This window comes from Devosia sp. LC5 (assembly GCF_000735585.1).
In the GTDB taxonomy this organism is placed as follows: domain Bacteria; phylum Pseudomonadota; class Alphaproteobacteria; order Rhizobiales; family Devosiaceae; genus Devosia.
Genome location: NZ_JNNO01000010.1, coordinates 1 through 22,089 on the forward strand (window position 1 = coordinate 1; position 22,089 = coordinate 22,089).

Genomic DNA, 22,089 nt, shown 5'->3' on the forward strand with positions numbered 1-22,089 from the left:
CTCCGCAGATATCGAACGTGAGGTAGCCGCAGCACCCCCACCCTAGCCCTCCCCTCAAGGGGGAGGGGATTGGATCGTGGCCCTCTAGCTGCGAACCTCACCCCGTCCAACCGCCATCAATGATATGCACCTGCCCCGTCGTATAGGTCGCCCCGGCCAGATACACCGCCAGGTCCGCCACTTCATCGGGCCGTGCGATGCGCCCGATCGGCTGGCGCGCGATAAAGGCCTTCCGCGCGCCCTCGAAATCGCCGGTTGCCTGCCAGCGCTCATGCAGCGAGGGGCTTTCCACCGTGCCGGGGCAGATGGCGTTGACGCGGATATTGCTGGTCACATAATCGGCGGCGACCGATTTGGTCAGCCCCACCACGGCCGCCTTGGAAATCGAATAGGCAGCGCGATTGGGCACACCCTTCACCGAGGAAGCAACGGTGGCCATATTGATGATGGCGCCATCCTTGCGCTCCAGCATTTGCGGCAGCACCGCGCGGATGGTGCGGATTTGCGCCCGCACATTGAGATCAAGCGCGAAATCGAGATCCTTGTCGCTCATCTCGAGCACGGTGCCCGAATGCACCACGCCGGCGCAGTTGAACAGCACGTCAATATGGCCGATCTCGGCGACAGCGGCCTTGACCGCATCGTCGGAGAGCACGTTGAGGACGCGCGTGGTCACCCCCGGCATGCCATCGAGTTCCGCCAGCTTGCCTTCATTGATATCGGTGGCGATCACCCTGGTGCCGGCCTTGACGAAGGCCTCGACCGAAGCCCGGCCAATGCCCTGCGCGGCAGCAGTGATGAGTACGATTTTTCCAGTCAGATCGGCCATGAAATTTCTATCCTAAAACCATCAGTCGTCCCCCCTCTTGCGGGGACTTTGTCATGTTCCCCAAACTCAGTTCCGCCGTCATTGCCCGGCTTGTCCGGGCAATCCATGCTTCCGCATGCGCTGAGAGATGGATCACCCGGACAAGCCGGGTGATGACGATGAACAGGAAAATCGAGCAGGCGGCCAAGTCCAAAGTAATCCCTCCCCCCGTCAAGGGGGAGGTGCAACCGGTGGGTATGGCGAGTTCACCGCCATACCCTTGTTCGGAGCCTAGTCATACAATACAGCGGCAATCTCGGGATTACCCATGGTCGCCTTGTCGTAATAATAGAAGCCGGTATCGATGATCGGCGGCAGGGTTTCGCCCTTCAGCGCCGAGATCGCGGCCTTGACGGTTTCGTAGCCGATGCCGACCGGGTTCTGGGTGATGGCGCCGGCCATGGCACCGCTTTCGATGAAGCCCTTTTGCGCCGCACCAGAATCGAAGCCGATGACCACGATCGTGCTGTTCAGCTCGGTTTTGCCATTGACCACCCCGATGGCGGAGCCTTCATTGGCGCCGAAAATGCCCTTGAGGTCGGGATTGGCCAGCAGGATCGACTTGGCAATCTCGGTCGATTGCAATTGGTCGCCGCCGCCATATTGCACGCTCACCACTTCGATCTTGGGATAGGCTTCCTTGATGCGATTAACGAAGCCATCGACCCGATCGATGCCGGTGCGGCTGGTCTGGTCATGGGCCACCACGGCGACCTTGCCTTCCCCGCCGATCAGTTCGGCCATCTTGTCGGCGGCCAGCGCGGCGGCCGCCACATTGTCGGTGGTCGCGGTGGTCAGCGGAATGTCGCTGTCGACGCCGGAGTCGAAGGCGATGACGGGAATGGCGGCATCCTTGGCCTGTTGCAGCAAGGGCGTTGCCGCCTGGCTGTCGAGCGCGGCAAAGCCGATGGCGTCGGGCTTGCGCGACAGGGCTGCGGCAAGCATGTCCATCTGGCGGTCGACCTGGCTTTCGGTTTCCGGGCCTTCAAAGGTCACGGTGGCACCGAATTCGGCGGCGGCCTTGTCGGCACCGGCCTTCACGGCCTGCCAGAACTGGTGCTGGAAGCCCTTGGAGATCAGGGCGATATCGTAATTGTCCTGGGCAAACGCGGGTGCGCTGGCGCTCAGGAGAGCAAGGGCGCTGATGGCCCCGATCAGGGTGCGGCGGTTGAACATTTTTCCTCCCGGAGTGTTTTGAAGTCGTCGTTTTGAACGAGGCTTGTCGCCTGCTTGATATTGGCGCCGGGTTTGGCTCGGCGCAGCGAAATCGGCGCTACAGATTGCGGCGCCGCAGTATGTCGGCATAGACCGCCAGGATGATGATGGTGCCGGTCACGACCGTCTGCCATTCCTGGGGGACTGAAAGAATGCGCAGGCCATTGGCCAGCACGGAAATGATCAGCGCGCCGATCAGCGTGCCGATAACGGTGCCGCGTCCGCCTGAAAGCGAGGTGCCGCCAATCACCACCGCCGCGATGGCGTCCAGCTCATAGCCCTGCCCCAGCGCTGGCTGCGCCGAATTGAGCCGGCTGGCGATCAACAGGCCCGCTACCCCGCAAATGCCGCCGGCGGTGGCATAGACGGCAATCTTCCAGCGATCGATATTGACGCCGGAGAGACGCACGGCCTCCTCATTGGAGCCCAGCGCGAAGGTGTAGCGGCCCAGAGCCGTCTTGGTCAGCACAAAGGCGGCGAGCCCCGCCACCAGGAACAGGATCATCACGCCATTGGGCACCGGAATGGCGGGAATGATGGCGCCGACGAACGAGCCCTGGGCGATCTGGGTAAAGCCCGGCGTGTCGTTGAAATAGATCGGCTTGGTGCCCGAAATGACCAGCGACAGCCCCTTGAGGATCAGCATCATGCCCAGCGTGGCGATGAAGGGCGGCACCTTGAGCTTGGCGATAATGGTGCCCGAAACCAGCCCCACGCCCGTGCCGGCCAGGATGGACGCCACAATGCCCAAAGGCAAAGGCAGGCCGAAATAGGTCAGCACCACGCCGGTAATCACGGCGCAGAACGTCATCAGCGTGCCCACCGACAGATCGATGCCGCCGGTGATGATCACCAGCGTCGCGGCAATCGCCAGCACGCCATTCACCGATGTCGCCTGCAGAATGGCCAGCACATTCTGGGTCTGCATGAAATTGGGCGAGGCGAGCGAAAACACCACGACCAGCGCAATCAGCCCGGAAAAGGCCAACAGCCGGTGGAAGGCGCCGGAAATGCGAATGCCGGATTTGGCGGGGGTCGCTGCGATATCGGTCATGCAGACCTCCTTGTATCGGCTTGATCGGAAATGTCGGCTCCTGCGACACCTCTCCCTCTGGGGGAGAGGTCGACCCCCTTGGGTCGGGTGAGGGGGCCTTTTCTGGGTGAGGTGCGAGGGGAAGGCCCCCTCGCCCGGCCTTTCAGGCCGACCTCTCCCCATAGGGAGAGGTGAAGCAGAACATCACCCCGCATGACGCATCTCCGCCACCGCGCTCTGCCGCTGCGTCGCCAGGTGCATGATCTCTTCCTGCGATGCCCCGCCCGGCAGCATGCCGGTGAGCCGACCCTCGCACATCACCGCGATGCGGTGGCTCAGGCGCAGCACTTCGGGCAGTTCGGACGAGATCACGATGATGGCCTTGCCCTCGGCGGCCAGGGCGTTGAGCAATTTATAGATTTCCGACTTGGCACCCACATCGATCCCGCGCGTCGGCTCGTCGAAGATCAGGATATCGCAGTCGCGCAGCAGCCATTTGGCAATGACCACCTTTTGCTGGTTGCCGCCTGACAGCAGCCGCGCTTCCTGGGTGTCGGAAGGCGTCTTGATGGAAAGCTGGCCGATATAGCGCTCGGCCACCTTGCGCATGGCGCCGTCATCGAGCAGGCCGCCGGGGCGGGTAAACCGGGCCAGGCTGGCCAGCGCGATATTGTTGCGCACATTCATGCCGGTCGCGAGGCCAAAATGCTTGCGGTCTTCCGACAGATAGCCAATGCCGGCATGCACGGCGTCGCCGGGCGTCGAAATCCCCACGCGCTGGCCGTTGACCCAGATTTCGCCGCTGTCACGCGGGTCGGCGCCGAAGATGGCGCGGGCGACTTCGGTGCGCCCTGCCCCCATGAGGCCGGCCAGCCCCAGAATTTCGCCCTGCCGTACCGAAAAGCTGACATCGCGGATTTCGCGCCCGCGATTGAGATTGCGCACTTCCAGCGCCACCGGCGCGGCAGAAGTATTGGGCACGACCAGCGCCTCATTGCTCAGTGTCCGCCCCACCATCATCGAGATGATGGTTTCCATCGAGGTGGTCGCGGCCGGCACGGTGCCGACATATTCGCCATCGCGCATCACCGTCACGCGGTCGGAGATACGTTTGATCTCGTCCATCTTGTGCGAGATATAGACAATACCCACGCCCTCGGCCTTGAGCCGATTGATGATGACGAACAGCTCGGCAATTTCGGCATCGTTGAGCGCCGCCGTGGGCTCGTCCATAATCAGGATGCGCGAACGATAGCTCAGCGCCTTGGCGATCTCGACCATCTGCTGCTTGGCCACCGTCAGGCTGCCCACCGGCACCGTCGGGGCGAGCTTGAGATTCATGGAGTCAAAGATCGCCTGGGTGGCGCGATTGAGCGCCTTTTCATCCAGCAGCCACCCACCCAGCTGGCGCGGTTCGCGGCCGATGAAGATATTCTGCGCCGCCGTCAGGTCGCGCATCAGCGCCAATTCCTGATGGATGATGCCGATCCCCATTTCCTGGGCCTGGCGCGGGCTGCCGATCTCGACCGGCTTGCCATCGAGCCGGATTTCTCCAGCATCGCGCCGATAGACCCCGGACAGGATTTTCATCAGTGTCGATTTGCCGGCGCCGTTCTCACCCATCAGGGCGTGAACCTCGCCTGCCTGCAGATCGAAATTGACATTGTGCAGCGCCCGCACGCCGGGGAACGACTTGCCGATGCCGATCAGCTCAATCAGTGCATCCATGGTCCATCCCTCGCGTCCCGAACAGTCATTGCCTTGCTGGCGATGATCTTGTCGGCGCTCCTCTTCGCGATTGACTTCGCGTTATATACGAACAATCTATTCATAAATGAAGTGTGGACGCAAGGCGATTTGTGCGATCGTCAACGTGCACAGGCCGCTAACCGATTGTTTGCCTATGTTACCCAGGAGTGAGCCTGAAATGGATCAGGAGTCCAATGACCAGGACCGCTATCGAGCCCCTGCGCTCGACAAGGGCCTCGACATCATCGAGCTGCTCGCGGCCACGGCCGACGGGCTCAGCCAGGCCGAAATTGCCAAGGCGCTGGCCCGTTCACCCAACGAAATCTACCGCATGCTCGACCGCCTGGTCCGCCGCAACTACGTGCGCCGCACGCCCGAAGATCGCTACGAACTGACCCTCAAACTCTTCGAGCTCGCCCATGCCCGCCCGCCGCTTAACCGCTTGATAAATCAGGCAACTCCCGTCCTGCGCAGCTTCGCGCTACAGGCCGAACAGGCCGTGCATCTGGTCATTCGGGATCGCAATATCCTGGTCGTCGTCACCCAGGTGGACAGTCCCGGCTACTGGAATGTCTCGGTCCGCGTCGGCAGCCGGCTCGGCCTGCTCCACACCGGCTCAGGCCATGTTTTCATGGCCTTCGCGACGCCCGAGGAACGTCTGCTGATGCTGGAAGAACAGGATCCCGGCCATCCCGCCAGCCTCACCGCCAACCTCAAAAACCGCCTCGACCTCGTCCGCCAGCAAGGTCACGAAATGATGCCAAGCGCCCAGGTTTCGGGGGTTTTTAACATCTCCGTACCGATTTTCGGACCGCTCGGCACAGTCATCGCCGCTCTCACCTGCCCCTATACGCAGCGCCTCGACAAGCAAGGCACACCTGACATGGATCAGGCCCTGACCCTGCTCAAACAAGCCGGCCGGGAGCTCTCGCAACGCCCCTAGATACCGACCACCATTTTCAGCCCGACAAGGCCGAGAAAGGTCAGGATCAGCCGGTCAAAAGCTCGCCGGCTGAGCTTACCGGCAATCGCCTGCCCCAGCGGCATGAAAACCAGGATCGGTACCAGGGCCAGCACGCCCTGCAACAGCCAATCGCCCCGCATCAGCCCTGCGATCCACATCGACGGCAACTGGGTCAGCGCGTAGACCAAAAACATCGCCGAAACGGCAAAGACATGGGCATTGCGATCGAGGCTCATCGAATGGATGAACGTCACCCCGATCGGGGCGGAAATGCCGGTAGCTCCTTGCAAAATGCCGCCCCCTGCCCCGGCCAGCGGGCCGAATCTCTTGGCAGCGCGCAATGGCAAGGCGAAGTGCGGATTGAACAGCCGCAGCACCACATAGGCGATCAGAATGATTCCCAGCGTCAGCACCAACAGGCGCTCCGGCAGCGTCGCCAGGAGCCATACGCCCAGCATAATACCGGCGACGCCCGCAACCAGGAACAGCGGCAAAAACGCCATGCGCTCGGACCGTGCTTCCTCGCGAAAACGCCAGACCTGCCAGGCATTGGTGACGATCAGGGGAATGACCATCAAACCCACCGCATGCTGCAACCCGAAGAAAGTGGTCAGCACCGGCAAGGCGACCAGCGGCAGACCCATGCCGGTAGCGCCCTTGACGACCGCGCCAGCGGCCAGCGCCAGCCCCATCACCAGATAACTCGAAATTTCCATTTGCCACACAACTCCCAGCCCGCACCAATCTATAGCGGCGCACGGATTAACCGAACAGTTCTTTATCGGCATTTGTCGCGAGTTGGCGCATAAGAGCTGCTGGTCCTGCATCCATTTACTCTGCACCAAATGGTTACTTACCTGTTGACACGCCCGGCGTCGGGGCACAGTCTAGCGGCAAGGACCTCGGAGGATATGGTCCGAAAAAACAATATTGGGAGGGAAGGATGTATCTTGCATCGTGGCGGATTTTGGCTGCCAGCACGGTCGTGCTGCTCAGCGGCACAGCCGGCTCGCTCGGCCAGGAATGGAAGCCGGACCGGCCGATCAATCTGATCGTGCCCTGGGGCGCCGGCGGCTCCACCGATCAGGTGACCCGCGTCACCGCGCCCATTCTCGCCGAAGCGCTCGGCGTCGACGTGGTGGTGGTCAACCAGCCCGGCGCCTCGGGCGCCATCGGTACGCAGGAAGTGCTCAACGCGGCCAAGGACGGCTATACCTGGACGGCCAATGCCATCGCCAACAACGCCACCTATTCGGTGACCGGGCTGCTCGAAGGCACCGATATCGACGACTGGCACATCTATCTTTCGGTCGCCAATGTGCCGGTGGTAAGCGTGCCGGCAGACAGCGAATTCCAGGATTTCGGGCAATTGCTCGAGGCGCTGAAAACCCGCGGCAACGAGGTTACGGTGGCGACTGCCGGCATTACCTCTTCGGGCGGCACGGCCATTGCCGCACTCGCCGATACCGGCGATTTCAACTATAACATGATCACCTATGATGGCGGCGGGCCGGCGGCTATCGCAACCGCCTCCGGCGAAGCCATGGTCACCACCCAATTAGCGGTTGAACAGACCGAATTGATCCGCGGCGGACGGCTGCGGGCGCTGGCCGTGCTATCGGCGGAGCCGCTGGTGCTCGAAGGGGTGGATCCGATCCCGCCGATCACACAGTGGCTGCCCGATATGGAACTGGCACCGGACTATTTCGGCATCTTCATTCCGCGCGGCGTGCCTGATGAGGTCGTCGCCACTGTCGACAAGATCTGGGCCGAACAGGTGCTGGATGCGCAATCGCTCAAGACCTATGCCGAGACGTTTGGCGCGGTCTTTGCGCCCTCTTATGGCGAGGAAGCCCGTGAGCGTGCCATGCCGGTCGTGATCCTTGAAGCATGCTCGTCGGTCGAGCGTGGCGAAGCGGTCAACGATCCCTCGACCATCGGCATCGACTGCGAAACCCGCACAGAAGTCGGCACACCATAAGGAACAGGCTTCGCCGCAATGGCGAGGCCTGCCCATTACTGACATCAAAGCGGGCGGAACCATCCGCCCGCCGCCTTCAAGGACCAAGCATGCCGGACAATTCAGACGCAACAGAAGAGGGCGTGCGTGCGCGCGCCGACCTTTTGACCGCCCTGGTGCTGGTCGCCCTGGGGCTGGCGGTGGTCTATCTGTCCTGGACGATGCCGCGGCTCGAAGCGCGCCACATTCACCCAGCCACCATTCCCGGCCTTGTGCCGCTCTTTCTAGGCATCGGGCTCACCTGCTGCGGCGGGCTGCTCTTGTGGAGATCATGGCGGATAAAAGCGCCGGGCGGCTGGCAGAGCCTGTTCGGCCTGCTCAGAACGCGCGAAACATTGCGCATCGGCGTGGTACTGGGGCTGGCGCTCATTCACACGCTGGTGCTGGTCGGCCTCATCCCGTTCTGGGCGGCGGCCATGCTGTTCATCTTTGCCTTCATCATGATCTTTGAGACCTGGCTCAATGAAGAACCAGCCGAGCCGCTCAAGAGCTTGTGCTGGGCGCTCGCCATAGCGGTGGTGGGTGGTGGCGGGATCTATCTCGTCTTCGAGCGTATTTTTCTCGTCCGTCTGCCTTAGGAGAGCCATATGGAAGGCCTGGTCCTCCTCGGGCAAGGGATTGTCCATTTTCTTACCCCCTGGTCGCTGTTCAACGTCGCCTGGGCGACATTGCTGGGCGTTACCATCGGCATATTGCCCGGGCTGACGGCGACCATGGGGGTCGCCCTACTGGTGACCCTCACCTACAAGATGGCACCCGACCAGGCGATCCTGACCCTGATGTGCGTCTATCTCGGCGCCATCTATGGCGGCAGCCGCACCGCCATCCTGCTCAATATTCCAGGCACCCCCGCCAATGCCGCGGCGGCACTCGATGGCCATCCGCTGGCCCAGCAGGGCAAGGCGGGACTTGCCATGGGCCTGGCCACCACGTCCTCGACGCTTGGCACCATGGTCGGCATTTTCTTTTTGGCCATCATCGCGCCCCTGCTGTCCGAAGCGGCGCTGAAATTCGGTTCTTACGAGTTCTTCTGGCTGGCGCTGTTTGGCGTGGTGATTTCCGGGCAGATGACCGGCAGCGACACTCCCCTCAAGGGCTATATTGCCGGCATTCTGGGCCTGCTGGTGGCCATGGTGGGCATGGAGACGCTGCATGCGCACCAGCGGTTCACCTTCGGGATCGCCGCGCTTGGCGGGGGTATCGACCTCATTCCGGCAATGGTGGGCGCCTTCGGCCTTGCCGAGATCCTGTCGACCATGAAGCGCAAGGTTACCGGCCATGTGGCGCCGGTCAATGATCGGGTGATCCCCACGCTGCGCGAAATCTTCCAATATTGGCGCACCATTATCCGCTCGGGGATTATTGGCACGTTTATCGGCATCATTCCCGGCGTGGGTGAAGATGTCGGGTCCTGGTCATCCTATGCAGCGGCCAAGCGCGCCTCCAAGCATCCCGAAGAATTCGGCAAGGGCAGCCAGGAAGGCCTGATCGCCGCCGAGACCGGCGACAATGCCGTGGTCTCGGCCGCCATGATCCCGACGCTGACGCTGGCCCTGCCGGGCTCGGCGGCGGCTGCCGTCCTCATCGCCGCGATGCTGATCCACGGCGTTCGCCCCGGCCCCATGCTGATGGTGGAGAATGCGCCCTTCCTCTACCAGATCGTGGCAATGTTGCTGCTGGCGACGATTGCCAATTTGATCTTCGGCCTGTCGCTGACCAAGCTATTCATCAAGGTGCTGGTCGTACCGCGTGAGCGGCTGATGGCCGTCATCTATATTCTATGCGTGGTCGGCTCGTTCGCCATCACGCAGCGGATGTTCGACGTCTATGTCATGCTGGTCTTCGGCGCCGTCGGCTTCCTGATGCGCGAGATGAAATATCCGATGGCCCCGCTGGTTCTGGGGATCGTGCTCGGAGACCTGCTCGATCTCAATCTGCGGCGGGGGCTGGCGCTCACCCAGGGCGACCCCAGCCCTTTCTTTACGCGCCCGATCAGTGCGGTCATCTGCCTGATCATCATGGCGACCATTCTCATGTCGATCCCGCCGGTGGGCAAGCGCGTCAGAGGCCTGTTCGGACGCAAGGGCGCCGAGCAGCCTTCCAGCCCCTAGTCGGGCGAGAGACCGGCAATATTCTCCAGCCCGCTGACGACCAGGGCGGCATCAGGGCGGGCAAGTGTGACCAGGGTCAATCCGGCCCTGGTTGCGCGTTCAACGGCCAAGGTAGTGGGCGCCGAGATGGTGACCAGCATGGGGCAATTGGCACGCACGGTCTTTTCGACCAGCTCGTAGCTGCAGCGCGCGGTGAGCAGGAAAAAGCCGGTCGCGGGGGCGATCGACTTTTGCGCCAATGCGCCAATGAGCTTGTCGAGGGCGTTGTGGCGGCCGACATCTTCGCGCGTCAGGACGATTTCGCCCGTTGGCGTACAGAAGGCGGCCGCATGCACGGCGCCGGTGCTTTGGCTGAGCGGCTGATGATCGGGAAGCGCCGCAAGCGCCCGCGAAATGGCGCCGCGTTCGACGGAGATACGCGCGGTTACCTGTGGGAGCGGCCGCAACACTTGTTCGATATTGTCGATGCCGCAAAGACCGCAACTGCTCTCGGTGACCCGGACGCGCGCCCGTGCCATCGCCTTTTTGGTCCCCTCGGGCGGCAGCGTCATGCGGATGATCCAGCCGCCTTCGACGGCGTGGGTCTGTATGCCCAAGATGTCGCCCGGGGTGCCCGCCAGCCCTTCACTCAGGGCAAAACCGATGGCGTAGTCCACCAGGTCCGAGGGCGTCGCCATCATCACCGCATAGCCAATGCCGCCGATTTCGATGGCGACCGGCGCTTCGACCGGCACTGCACGGATGATCCGCACATCGGCCTCTTGGCCCAGACTGAGGCCCAGACGATCAAACGCGATGTCCTGCGCTTGCGGACCGGACAGGGCCTTGACGTACGCTGGCATCAGGCCGCGCCGGATTGCACGACGCGGACCGGCACGGATTTGGCGGCCGGCGTGCCGCTGATTCGGTCATAATAATCGAGTGGCAGCAGTGGGTTGAGCTCGGGATAATAGCCGGCAACGGAACCGCGCGACATCGGGTAGTCGATGATCGTCAGGCCAGCGACGCGCCGTTCGATGCCATCGGTGGCGATGGTTTCGAGCGTGATGCGCTGGCCTGCTTCGAGGCCACGCGCCTTGCGGTCGTCTTCGTTCATGAACAGCACCATGCGGTCGTTGTAGACGCCCCGATAGCGATCGCTGTGGCTATAGATGGTGGTGTTGAACTGATCGTGCGAGCGCACCGTGGCGAGGCGCAGCATGGCTGTGTCAGCCACTTCCGCATCGACATGCAGCCCGGCAAAGACCAGGAAATTAGCCTTGCCGCTGGGCGTGGGCCAGCTCCGGCGGCGGGGTGGAATATCGAGATGGAAGCCCTTGGGGTTCTTGATGCGCTCGGAGAAATCTTCGTAGATCTGGGGATAGACCTCGGCGATCTTGTCGCGGATGGCGTCGTAGTCATGGATATAGCTGGCCCAATCCACCTTGCTGTCCGGCAAGGTTGCCATGGCCATGCGGCAGACGATCTCCACTTCAGGCAGCAGATCGGCATTGGCCGGATCCAGCACGCCGCGCGATGCGGTGACGTTGGACATTGCGTCCTCGATGGTTACGAACTGCTCGCCGGCCTTGGTATGGATGCGTTCCGAGCGGGCCACCACGGGCAGAATAAGTGCGTCGCGCCCATGCACCAGATGACCGCGATTGAGCTTGGTCGCGATGCCAACGGTCAGTTCCAGCTTGCGCATGGCGGCATAGGCCTGCTCGGTATCAGGCACGGCGCGGACGAAATTGCCGCCCAGGCCGATAAACACCTTGGCCGTGCCGTTCTTCATCGCCTCGACGGATTCCACGGTGTGGTGGCCATGCTCGCGCGGCGGCTCGAAGCCGAACACGTCGCGGACCCGGTCGAGATAGGCCTGGGACGGCTTTTCATCGATACCGACCGTGCGGTCGCCCTGCACATTGGAATGCCCACGAATGGGGGCGATACCGGCGCCGGGCTTGCCGAAATTGCCGCGCAGCAACAGCAAATTGGCCACTTGCTGCACCAGCTTGGAGCCTTGCTGATGCTGGGTGACACCCATGCCATAGCAGATCATGGTAGCTTTGGAGCGGATGTAGATCTCGGCGCAGCGCCGGATCTGCTCCTCGTCAATGCCCGAGACGGCGACGATATCGGCCCAATCCTGGCCCATCACATCGTCGCGCAAGGCGTCGATACCGGTGGTGTGCTCAGCGATGAAGTCATGATCGATGACCGCCTCGCCCTGCGCGTCGCGCTCGAACAGCACTTTCATGATGCCCTTGAGCAGGGCCAGATCGCCACCAATCCTGATATGGACGAATTCACTGGCAATCGGGGTCGACCCGAAGGTGGCCATCTGCACCACGTCCTGCGGCTCAGTGAAGCGGATCAGCGCCCGCTCGGGCATGGGATTGACCGCAACGATGGGCACGCCGCGCTTTCGAGCTTCGACCAGATTGGTCATCATCCGTGGCGAATTGGTGCCGGTATTCTGGCCAATGATGAAGATCGCTTCGGCATGCTCGAAATCCTCGATCACCACCGTGCCCTTGCCCACCCCGATGGAGGACGGCAGGCCGCGGCTGGTGGGCTCGTGGCACATGTTCGAGCAATCGGGAAAATTGTTGGTGCCGAATTCGCGGACAAAGATCGAATATAGAAACGCCGCCTCATTAGGCGTGCGGCCGGAGGTGTAGAATTCGGCCTGATGGGGGCTATCGAGCGCCCGCAAATGCTCGCCAATCAGCGCGAAGGCGTCGCTCCAGGAACAAGGCACATAATGATCGGTCGCCGCATCGTAGCGCATCGGCTCGGTGAGGCGGCCATGCATTTCGAGCGCGTAGTCGGACTGTTCCATAAGCTCGGACACAGTGTGCTGCGCGAAGAATTCGCGGGTGACGCGGAACTTGGTTGCCTCATGCGCTAGGGCCTTGGCGCCGTTCTCGCAGAATTCCAGCGTCTTTTTGCATTCCGGATCGGGATAGGCGCAACTGGGGCATTTGAAGCCGCCGGGCTGGTTCATCGCGAGCAGCGCCCGCGAGCCCTTGGTGATGACGCTCTGCTCCATGAGCACCTTGGCCGTCGCCGCAGCCGCACCCCAACCGCCCGCAGGATGGCGGTAGGTCTTGTAGTGCGGTTGCTTGTCGCTCATGGCCACGATCCTTTGCCGATATCACTGGCAAGGGTAAGCACGGGTCTTTTGGGGCGCAATGCTGAAAGCGGCTTTGGCCCCGGAATTGGTCGGGGCCACGGCGGTTAGAATTTGGCGATGAGGTTTACGAAGGCGCCCTGATCGTTGAAGGTGAGGTCTCGCATGTCGTCGGAGAATTGGCCGAAATTGTAGCCCAGACCGACTTTGAAATTGTCGCCGAGATGGCGGTAGACGGCGGCCAGGGCGCCCAGGTCGGTGGTCTGGGCCTCGGGCATGTGCATGACGCGGCCCTCGAGCAGGACGTCCCAGTTCTTGACCACATGCAGGTCGGCGCGCAGGATGCCCAGATGGGCTGAGGAGACCTGCCAGTCTTCTTCAAAGCCGGTGCCCGAGCCGTCATCGGTGCGGTTCTTCACCTCGCCATAGCGGAAGCCGTATTTGGCGCCGACGGTCAGCCAGGGCAGCAGGTCGTAATCGACATCCACCGACAGGATATGGCTGCGCTGGGCCGGCGCGAACAGATCGCCGGTGGCGCCGCTGACCAATTGATTGTTGCCGGGCATGTCATAGAGCCAAGTATAGCGGAACAACGCGTTGAGCCGGTCATCCTCGACCGGGCGATAGGCATAGCCGATCGAGGCCTCCATGTAATCGGTGTCCTGGAACACCGTATCGGGGGAGCGCGCATCGGAGATGACGGCATCGATGTTGGCGAGCAGGCGCCAGTCCTGGCTGGTCTTCCAGGAGAGGCCCCCGGCAAACAGATAGGTGTTCTGGTCGCGGGTGTGATCCGGAGAGTCCTCGATCCGCACTTCGCCACGGGCATTGGCCTTGATGCCGGCCTCGTCATCGACATAGCTGACGGCCAGGGAGGGCGCATAGCGGTCGAAATCGCTGCGTTCCAGATTGGTCAGCGGATCGATGGTCTGGTCGCGCACCTGGCCCACCACCAGCCCGGCATCCACGCTCCAGAAGGAATCCGGGGTGAACAGGATGCCATAGGTCTGCGCCAGCGAGCGCTTCTGCCCGAACATGTCATAGCTGGTTTCGGCATAGGCGGAGGCATATTCGTCGAGCCGGCGCTTGAGGCCCATTACCAGGGTGCCGCCCTGGTCATCGAGCAAGGCAAAGCTCTTGCTGACGTCGAAGGCGCGCAAGGGCTCGAGCCGGTAGCCGGCATAATAATGCTCGTCCGGATTGGGATCGAAGGTGATGCCGGCCATGGCGCCCAGGCCCCCTGTGCCATAGGAGACTTCGCCCGAAATCGCGATGGTGTCGGTCAGGCCGAACTCGGCGCCGATACCGGCGCGGTCATTGCGGCTGATATCGCCCTGCACGCCCAGCGTAGCCTGGCCGAAGGCATAGAGCTTGGAGTTTTCTTCCCACTCATACTCGATGCGGATACCGGCATCGAGGCGGGAGCCGTCATAGCCGGACTTGCCGGCGCTGATGGCGCGGGGCGACATCAATTCGGTATAGCTCAGGCCAAGCGAAGCGTTCCAGTAATCATCGAGCTGCCAGCCGACGCTGGCATCGCCTTCACGCTTGATCTGGCCCTCGCCATCCTCGAAATCGTCATAGCTGAGGGCCAGGGCGACATCCTGATTGAGCGCCATATCGGCGGAGATGCCCCACAGCCATTGGTCGGTCGAAACCTGCTGGGAGAGGCTGGAAAAACCGGCTTCCTTGTTCTCGTAATAGAACCCGGCCACCCCATCGAGCCCGGCATGGCCCAGATCGCCCAGGCCGAGCTGGCCTTCGACGCGCCAGGCCAAAGCCGATTTATTGGCAATGCCGGCGGTACCGTGTTCGCCCCAGGTCAGCCCGCCATCGGCGGAGCGCGACAGGCCAAAGCCGGGCCCTTCGGAATGAGCGATCTCGGCGCGCAGGAAAGTGGTTTCGGACGCCCGCAATTCGACATCGGCGCCCAAGGCCACCTGGTCGGCGGGCCCGGTGGTTTCGCTCATGCCGGTCACCCCGACACGCAGATTGTCGGTGAACCAGTGTTGCGCCCGCCCGCCATAGACATAGCCGTCCACATCGCCGGCGGCCGGTACGAACTCATATTGAGCGATCAGATAGACATTGCTGCCGCCAAAGGCGCCATCGCGCACCGGCCCGCTGGTTGCGGTCTGCCAGGACAGCGGGGATTTGAGGATGACGATGCCCTGCAGGTAGTCGAAGCTGTAATCCTTGCCATATTGCAGACTGCGGCGGCTGACCACGCGGCCGGTGACCCCATCGCGGATTTCGACGCTCAGGGTTTCCGAGCCTACGGTAATGTCCTGGCGGCGCAGGAAATAGGCCGAGCCGCCAGTGGCCAGGAATTCCTCGCGCTGCGGCAGCGTATCGGGCAGAGCCGCATAGGCGGTAACCTCAGTGCGCCGTTCACCAAAGGCGGTCACCTCCTCGGAACGATAGAGGGCGCTGGCGCCATACAGCGCCCGCTCGGAACGCAGGAATTCGGTGCCGGTAATGCTGGTCTGGTAATTGCCCCACATCACATGGCTGTCCCCACGCTCGAGCCGCACATAGAACTTGCCGCTGGTGGGCGCGTCCTCGACCATGGTCGAGTCATCGCCATAGACCGGATAATAGTCATCGGGATCGAGATGGCGCAGAAAGTCACGCGGATTGCGCTTGCCGATATTGCCGAACAGCTCCTGCAATTCCTCCTCGTCGGTATCGGCGGCGGCGGTCAGCAGATATTCGCCCTTGATCTTGCCCTTGACGTAAAAGGCCAGGCGCCCCTTGCTGTAGATATCGTCATATTCACCGGGCCGCACACTTTCGATATGCTCGTCCCCGGTGCGCAGGCCCACGGTCACATCGGCCAAAGCCACATAGAACCAGTCATTGTCGGGAATATTGATATCGCGGCTGAATTGCAGCCCGTCCTTGCCCTGATTGCCGCTGAGGGCCACATCGACCTGATGATCGCCGGGCGGCAGGATGCGTTGCACGACGAAGGCGCGGTTGGCGTCCAGAGCGATGGTTTCGCCCAGGGCCCGCACGGCGTAGCCAGCCGGCACACTGCGGCCATAAACGGTCACGGCGCCGCCATTGATCGGGATATTGCGGCTGCCGGCCCGGTCATTGGAGAGGTCGATCATGCCCTGCCCCACAGGCTTGACCGGCGCCGGCAGGGTCTCGTCGAACCGCCCCTGCCCATCATAGACACGCAGTACATAGCTGAGCGGCGTCTCGCCCTGCGGCGGCGTCCAGCTGGCTGTGCCATTGATGTCGACCGGCAGGATGATCACCGCCTGCTGGCCCAACCAGTTCGTTTCCCCAAGGATCCGGATTTCGGAGCGGGCGATGAAGCCGGGATAGTTGGACGCCGTTTCGAAGGTGACCTGCCCGCCGCTGGGCCGGGCCAGGACGTTGAGTAGCGGCTTGGCTTCAAGGCCATCGAACTTGACCTGGATGTCCACCGCGCTCAGCCCCAGATCGGTCTGGCGCTGCACATCGACCGGGCGGGGCTTGCCGCTTGCGTCCAAGGTCTGCCCGTCAACGCTGATCATGAAGGGAATGCTGGCCGCATCGGCCAGGGTTTCAGCCTCGGTATTCTCCCCGGCCGGCAGGCTGCCGGTCGCGCTATTATAGGCGGTATTGCCCGGCTCCCCGCCCTGGCTGAACGCGGGCGCGAGCAGCCCGGCATTGGCGGTGAGCGCCGTACCGGCCAGGAGCAGCACATGGCGCAGGCGGAGGATTGTGGTCATGCTCGTGCCCCTTGTCATCGTCCCGTCTCCACGCGCATCTCGATTTCCAGGCGGTATTGTCCCGACAGGCGCTCCCAGCGCTCGCGGATCAGCTCGCTCACCTGCCGCAGGCGGTCCTGCGCCAGGCCGGGATCGGCCCCAGGGTCGATATAGGACAGGCGCAGCACCGATTGTTCCTCGGCCAGAAAGCCGATCAATTGATCAATGCCATCCATCCATTGCCGCTGCAGCCCGGTGCTGCCGGCTTCAAAGGCCTGGTCCTGCAGGTCCAGCCGCACCACCCGCCCGATCGCCACCCCGAAATCGAGCGCGGTCATCTTGCCGGCGGTCAGCCGCACCACGCGCGGATTTTCGGTGGTGAGCCGATAGCCGCTCGGCAGCGTGCGCGGATCGAGCTTCATGATGAAGTTCGAGCCGATCCGCTGATCGGGCAAAGCCGCGCAGGCCACATGGAAGCGGCCATGCGCATCGGTGGTCACCAGCCAGCCCTTGACCGTGGCCAGGCGCACCCCGGGCAGGCCCGGCTCGCCCTCGTCCTGATAGCCATTGCGGTTCTTGTCATCGAACACCCGGCCGATGATCTCGCTGCAATCGAACACCGGCTCGATCATGATCTCGACACTCGCGGTGGCGTCGGGCGCCAGCGGATTGCCCGCCGCATCGGTGACGCTGGCCCGGTTGACATGCTCGCCCGGACCCGCCGAGCTCAGCGCCAGCATGCGCAGGCGAACCTCGACTGCGCCATTGGCCGGCACCGTGATGCCCTCGAACACCACCCGGCGCCCATCGATCACCGGCGTCGCAGCCACCCCGCCAATGCTGGCAGAGCCCTCCACGAATCGGAACCCTGACGGCAGCGTGTCCACAATCGTCAGCCCGCTGGCCGAGGTGCCGGCATGGTTGGTCACCGTGATCGCAAACGGCGCTTCCTCGCCGCGCCTGATTTGCCGGCGCAGCGCAACCTTGGCCACCGAAATGTCGCCGGATGCGGCCGCCGGCATGGTGACTTCGGACCGTGCCGTGCTGGATGGCACATTGATCCCGTTAAAGGAGCCCTGTGCCCGTGCAGTATTTTCGACCCCATCGGCCATGCCCGCGGCATTGTCGATATCGGTCTGGTCCAGCACGTAAGTCGCCGTAAACGCCTGCGACTGGCCGGGCGCCAGGCTCGTCGGGCCGGGCTCGAATGTGGACAGGCTATTGGAGGCCGGCCGGCCGTTGAAGGTGGGGCCGGCATCGAGCGGCCAGACCCCGGCGGCCGTCTGGCCACCCTCATTGGTGATCACGATCGTATAGGTGATGGTGTCGCCCAGGCTGGCATTGCCGTCCCCGTCCAGGTCGTTGAACACGCCGGTCTTGAGCGTTTCCAGGCTGACCGGCGAGGGCGGAATCGTCACCGTGTCGGGCGGGCTGACCGGGGGCGTGCCGCCACCCGGCGGCGTGCCCGTGGCCGTGGCCGTATTGACCACCGAGCCGGCATCAATATCGGCCTGGTTCGGCGTATAGCTTGCCGTGAAGGTGAAGATCGCGCCGGGCGCCAGCGTTTGCGAGCCCTGGTCGATCGTGACCAGCGGATCCTCCACCATGACATCGGTCAGCGTCACCGTGCCGGTATTGCGCACGAGGAAACTGTAGCTGATCGTCTCGCCGGCATCGAGCAGGCTGTCGCCATCCAGATCGTTCAGATGACCCTGCTTGACGATGGTCAGTCCCGGCGTCTGGTCCGGCGGCACGGTCACCGTGTCGGGCGGGCTGGTCGTGGTGCCGCCCTCCGGATCGGTGCCGGTGCCGGTCGCCGTGTTGACCACCGAGCCATTGTCGATATCGGCCTGGCTGGGCGTATAGGTCGCCGTGAAGGTAAAGCTGCCGCCGGGCGCCAGCATCTGCGGCCCCTGGTCCACGCTCAGCAGCGGATCGTTCACGCTGACATTGGTCTGGGTCACCGTGCCGGTGTTCCGCACCAGGAACGAATAGGAGATGGTTTCGCCCAGATCGAGCAGGCCATCGCCATCCAGATCGTTCAGCGTACCGGTCTTGACGATGGTCAGCCCCGGCGTCTGGTCGGGCGGTACGGTGACGGTATCGGGCGGGCTTTCGGTCGTGGTGCCGCCGGGATCGGTGCCGGCGCCGGTGGCGCTGTTGGTCACCGAGCCATTGTCGATATCGGCCTGGTTGGGGGCATAGGTCGCCGTGAAGGTGAAGGAGGCACCCGGCGCCAGCGTCTGCGGGCCCTGGTCAATGCTCACCATCGGATCGTTGACCATGACATTGGTCATGGTGAGCGTGCCGGTATTGCTGACCAGGAACGAGTAGCTGATCGTCTCGCCCAGATCGAGCAGGCCGTCGCCATCCAAATCGTTCAGCGTGCCGGTCTTGACGATGGTGAGGCCGGATGTCTGCTCTGGCGGCACCACGACGGTGTCGGGCGGGCTTTCGGTCGGCGGACCCGAGGGCGGCGTGCCGGTGCCCCTGGCGGTATTGGAGACCTGCCCGGCATCGATATCGGCCTGGCTGGGCGTATAGCTGGCCGTGAAGGTGAAACTGCCCCCGGGCGCCAGCGTTTGCGGGCCTTGATTGACCGTCACCAGCGGATCATTCACGCTGACATTGGTCATTGGAACATTGCCGGTATTGGTGACCAGGAACGAATAATTGATGGTCTCGCCCAGATCGAGCAGGCCATCGCCATCCAGATCGTTCAACGTGCCGGATTTGACGATGGTCATGGCCGGTGCGGCCGGCTCATTGGTATCGGTCGAGGTATTGGTGCTGGTGTCCGGATCGGGCGAGTCCGGCGGATTGGTGACACTGGCCGTATTGACCAGGTCGCCGGTGAACCCGGACGGCACGCTCATGGTCAGCGTATAGGTCGCCGTGCCGCCCACCGGCAAATTGGCCGTGCTGCTGATCCCGCCAACCCCGCTCGCCACGCCGCACACGCCACCCCCGGCGCCCACGCAGATCCAGTTCGCCGTACTGATACCGGCCGGCAGCGGATCCTCGACCGCCGCACCCTGCACCCCGAACGGGCCGTCATTGCTCACCACGATCGTGTAAGTAACATCGGTGCCCGGCGAATAGACCGTCGCATTGTCCGTCTTGCTGATCTGGACGTCGGCGGGAAGAGTCACCGCCGTCGTGGGACACTTGGCGCCGTCGCCGGCGCCCGTGGGCGAACTGGAGATCAGTGTCGCCGCGCCCGTCGTCAGGTCGAACCGGTAGAACCCTCCGTTATTGAGACGGCCAAAGATGCCGTTGCTGGCGCTGATCATCGACCCGAAGACGTCGATGACACCCGAGGGCCCGATCGGGTTCACTGCCCCCGTGGCGGGGTTGATCGAATACAAAAAGCCATTGACCAGGCTATGCGTGTAGATCAGTCCGTTGTTCCAGGCGAAATCCGCGGTATCGAGCGGCTGGCTCATTGTGATCAGCGTCGCCGTCAGCGTGGACAGGTCGATGCGGTATAGCCGATCGACCTGCGCGTTATTCTTGACGTAATAGAAGCCGTCCGCGCCGATCACGCCGCTGGCGAGAACGGTTGCGTCGTCGCCTACATTGATGCCGCCCCCAGCAATGGGACCCAAATCCACCACGGAGCCGTCGCCGCCGACGCGCAGCAGTTTGTGCCTGCTCACGCCGTCCCAGACCGCGGAGTAGATATAGTTGTCGTTGGGGTTATAGCCGATGGCGTTGTAGGTGCCGCTATAGGGAGCGCCGACGGGAGGAAAGCCGAACGGATTGGTGCTGGTGTCGACGCTGACAAGCTGGGTCGGAGCGCCGCCGATCGACAGATACATGGTCGGCGTGCACGCGCCGAACGAGGGCTGCGGCGGCGAGACCGCATTCGTGTCGCTCGCAGTGTTGTTGCTCGTGTCCGGGTCGATAAAACCGCCCGGCGCCGTGACGGTGGCATTATTGGTCAGGTTGACGCCCGGGTATCCCGCCGGCACGGTCATGTTGAGGGTATAGGCAACCGAAGAACCCGCCGGCAGGTCGGCCGTGGTGTTGATCGCACCTGTGCCATTCGCCGCGCCGCACACCGCGCCACCGGTGGCGCTGCCGCAAGTCCAGTTCGCCGTGGTGATGCCGGTCGGCAGGGGATCGCTGACTGTGGCACCCGGCGCATCGTCGAGGCCGGCATTGCTGACGACGATGGCATAGGTGACGACGGACCCGCGCGTAAACGTGGTCGCGCCATCATCCTTGGTGATGGCAAGGTCGGCGCAGGGATCAGCGCTGGCGAAAGCAAAATTGTCGATGAACAGGCCCGTATTCGCGGGGCCGGGGGCAGTGTTGTTGACGAACTGAATCGTCGCCTCGGTACCTGCTGCCGTGAAAGTATGCTGATAAGTGGCCCAAGTTTGGGTGTGCAGCGGGGTCGTGGGAAGATTGCCACCCCCATTGGTGACAGAATTGGCAACAGGCTGAAGGGTCGTGAGGGTAACAGGCGCCACTCCGTTTCCATTCCCCAGTTGAACGGAAGCGATCGATTGCGACGCCGACTGCCCGGCATAGTCGATCGAGAAGGTATATTGCTGCCCAGGATTCAGGCCAGTGAAGGTTTGCCGGAGCGTTGCCGCCGCCGTGCCCCACAGATCGATGCTCTGCATTCCGTCGCTGGCATTGCTGTGGTGGCGCAGTATGTCCACCGTGCCACTGACGGTCTGCCAGCCATCGAGAGGATAGGTCGTCGTCCGCCAGATCGCGTAGCCATCGTTCGAAAAGAGCGTGTTTTCGCCCGGCCGTTGCGCCTCCGTTTGAATGTTGGGAGATTCGAACGAGCCGTTGACGGCCAGATTGCACAGGTTCGACTGGCTATAGGCGGGCTTGACGTCCGCCATGCTCAGAACAACGCCAGCGAACATCAGGCATGCCAAGCTGCTCCACTTGAGGCCCAGCGCACTCGCCGCTTCAGCAGGGTAGCGCCGCCGCCCGTGCTGCAAGTCGGTCCGCACACTATCAGCTGGCTTTCCAAAAACACGACGCGCGACATCGCGCCAGGAAAATGGCTTGTGCATAGATGGCCCCCAATAAGGTGGAACGCATTCCGTTGGCGGGGCCGCCTTCTGTCTTATGCCGTTTCGCTGCCAGGCATTACGCTGATTGTCAGATCGGTTCAGCGCGCTGCATCAATGTCCTGGCGAAGTCGCCCCCGACAACCGGAAACGTTTCCAGTCGGGGTCCAAGGGAGCATATTCGTGAAAGGCCGTATTTCAGGATAATCCGGCTTTGTCAGAAAACTCCGGCGGATTTACAAAAAAAGGCCACATGGTGGAATGGCTGTGG

At 62.9% G+C, this 22,089-nt stretch carries 13 protein-coding genes; 4 read left to right on the plus strand and 9 right to left on the minus strand.

From position 1 onward, the window contains the following. Positions 1-97 precede the first annotated feature (97 nt). The 4 genes from FF80_RS06390 to FF80_RS06410 form a co-directional block, all read right to left on the minus strand. Positions 98-829: an SDR family oxidoreductase gene (locus FF80_RS06390; RefSeq protein ID WP_035098756.1), complete on the minus strand. Its 732-nt coding sequence runs from the start codon at positions 827-829 to the stop codon at positions 98-100. Positions 830-1,099: 270 nt separating this feature from the next. Beyond that, positions 1,100-2,044 (minus strand): ABC transporter substrate-binding protein, encoded by a 945-nt coding sequence (locus tag FF80_RS06400; RefSeq protein ID WP_035098758.1) that lies wholly within the window; start codon positions 2,042-2,044, stop codon positions 1,100-1,102. Positions 2,045-2,141: 97 nt separating this feature from the next. Further along, positions 2,142-3,137: an ABC transporter permease gene (locus tag FF80_RS06405; protein ID WP_035098759.1), complete on the minus strand. Its 996-nt coding sequence runs from the start codon at positions 3,135-3,137 to the stop codon at positions 2,142-2,144. 183 nt (positions 3,138-3,320) lie between these two features. Beyond that, a complete protein-coding gene (locus FF80_RS06410) occupies positions 3,321-4,844 on the minus strand; it encodes a sugar ABC transporter ATP-binding protein (RefSeq protein ID WP_035098761.1) in 1,524 nt (507 codons plus the stop codon). 199 nt (positions 4,845-5,043) lie between these two features. Here FF80_RS06410 and FF80_RS06415 point away from each other — a divergent pair, with 199 nt between their 5' ends. After that, complete coding sequence (locus FF80_RS06415; RefSeq protein WP_035098762.1) at positions 5,044-5,808, plus strand: IclR family transcriptional regulator; 765 nt, start codon at positions 5,044-5,046, stop codon at positions 5,806-5,808. On the opposite strand, the gene FF80_RS06420 is transcribed toward FF80_RS06415, so the two are convergent. Next, a complete protein-coding gene (locus FF80_RS06420) occupies positions 5,805-6,545 on the minus strand; it encodes a sulfite exporter TauE/SafE family protein (RefSeq protein ID WP_035098763.1) in 741 nt (246 codons plus the stop codon). The two genes, FF80_RS06415 and FF80_RS06420, sit on opposite strands and share 4 nt — an antisense overlap. A 227-nt stretch (positions 6,546-6,772) precedes the next feature. Here FF80_RS06420 and FF80_RS06425 point away from each other — a divergent pair, with 227 nt between their 5' ends. The 3 genes from FF80_RS06425 to FF80_RS06435 all read left to right on the plus strand — a co-directional run bounded on the left by FF80_RS06425 (position 6,773) and on the right by FF80_RS06435 (position 9,960). Beyond that, the gene (locus FF80_RS06425; protein ID WP_035098765.1) at positions 6,773-7,810 is read left to right on the plus strand and encodes a tripartite tricarboxylate transporter substrate binding protein; all 1,038 of its coding nucleotides are present in this window, start codon (positions 6,773-6,775) and stop codon (positions 7,808-7,810) included. 89 nt (positions 7,811-7,899) lie between these two features. Further along, positions 7,900-8,427, plus strand: a complete 528-nt coding sequence (locus FF80_RS06430; protein WP_035098767.1) for a tripartite tricarboxylate transporter TctB family protein — start codon at positions 7,900-7,902, stop codon at positions 8,425-8,427. A 9-nt stretch (positions 8,428-8,436) separates the two neighbouring features. Beyond that, complete coding sequence (locus tag FF80_RS06435) at positions 8,437-9,960, plus strand: tripartite tricarboxylate transporter permease (RefSeq protein WP_035098768.1); 1,524 nt, start codon at positions 8,437-8,439, stop codon at positions 9,958-9,960. On the opposite strand, the gene fdhD is transcribed toward FF80_RS06435, so the two are convergent. The 4 genes from fdhD to FF80_RS06455 all read right to left on the minus strand — a co-directional run bounded on the left by fdhD (position 9,957) and on the right by FF80_RS06455 (position 21,668). Beyond that, the gene (fdhD, locus tag FF80_RS06440) at positions 9,957-10,802 is read right to left on the minus strand and encodes a formate dehydrogenase accessory sulfurtransferase FdhD (protein WP_052153261.1); all 846 of its coding nucleotides are present in this window, start codon (positions 10,800-10,802) and stop codon (positions 9,957-9,959) included. The two genes, FF80_RS06435 and fdhD, sit on opposite strands and share 4 nt — an antisense overlap. Further along, positions 10,802-13,078 carry an FdhF/YdeP family oxidoreductase gene (locus FF80_RS06445; protein ID WP_035098769.1) on the minus strand — a complete coding sequence of 759 codons (2,277 nt, stop codon included), beginning with the start codon at positions 13,076-13,078 and terminating at the stop codon, positions 10,802-10,804. The genes fdhD and FF80_RS06445 overlap by 1 nt, the downstream gene beginning before the upstream one ends. Before the next feature lie 104 nt (positions 13,079-13,182). Next, positions 13,183-16,800: a hypothetical protein gene (locus FF80_RS06450; protein ID WP_035098770.1), complete on the minus strand. Its 3,618-nt coding sequence runs from the start codon at positions 16,798-16,800 to the stop codon at positions 13,183-13,185. 14 nt (positions 16,801-16,814) lie between these two features. Then, complete coding sequence (locus FF80_RS06455) at positions 16,815-21,668, minus strand: DUF11 domain-containing protein (RefSeq protein ID WP_035098771.1); 4,854 nt, start codon at positions 21,666-21,668, stop codon at positions 16,815-16,817. Positions 21,669-22,089: the final 421 nt, after the last annotated feature.

Bases quoted from the DNA above. Each gene is read 5' to 3' on its own strand.
- FF80_RS06445 (WP_035098769.1), bottom strand. From the start codon at position 13,078: ATGAGCGACAAGCAACCGCACTACAAGACCTACCGCCATCCTGCGGGC.
- FF80_RS06435 (WP_035098768.1), top strand. From the start codon at position 8,437: ATGGAAGGCCTGGTCCTCCTCGGGCAAGGGATTGTCCATTTTCTTACC.
- fdhD (WP_052153261.1), bottom strand. From the start codon at position 10,802: ATGCCAGCGTACGTCAAGGCCCTGTCCGGTCCGCAAGCGCAGGACATC.
- FF80_RS06430 (WP_035098767.1), top strand. From the start codon at position 7,900: ATGCCGGACAATTCAGACGCAACAGAAGAGGGCGTGCGTGCGCGCGCC.
- FF80_RS06455 (WP_035098771.1), bottom strand. From the start codon at position 21,668: ATGTTCGCTGGCGTTGTTCTGAGCATGGCGGACGTCAAGCCCGCCTAT.
- FF80_RS06425 (WP_035098765.1), top strand. From the start codon at position 6,773: ATGTATCTTGCATCGTGGCGGATTTTGGCTGCCAGCACGGTCGTGCTG.
- FF80_RS06400 (WP_035098758.1), bottom strand. From the start codon at position 2,044: ATGTTCAACCGCCGCACCCTGATCGGGGCCATCAGCGCCCTTGCTCTC.
- FF80_RS06390 (WP_035098756.1), bottom strand. From the start codon at position 829: ATGGCCGATCTGACTGGAAAAATCGTACTCATCACTGCTGCCGCGCAG.
- FF80_RS06410 (WP_035098761.1), bottom strand. From the start codon at position 4,844: ATGGATGCACTGATTGAGCTGATCGGCATCGGCAAGTCGTTCCCCGGC.
- FF80_RS06450 (WP_035098770.1), bottom strand. From the start codon at position 16,800: ATGACCACAATCCTCCGCCTGCGCCATGTGCTGCTCCTGGCCGGTACG.
- FF80_RS06415 (WP_035098762.1), top strand. From the start codon at position 5,044: ATGGATCAGGAGTCCAATGACCAGGACCGCTATCGAGCCCCTGCGCTC.
- FF80_RS06420 (WP_035098763.1), bottom strand. From the start codon at position 6,545: ATGGAAATTTCGAGTTATCTGGTGATGGGGCTGGCGCTGGCCGCTGGC.
- FF80_RS06405 (WP_035098759.1), bottom strand. From the start codon at position 3,137: ATGACCGATATCGCAGCGACCCCCGCCAAATCCGGCATTCGCATTTCC.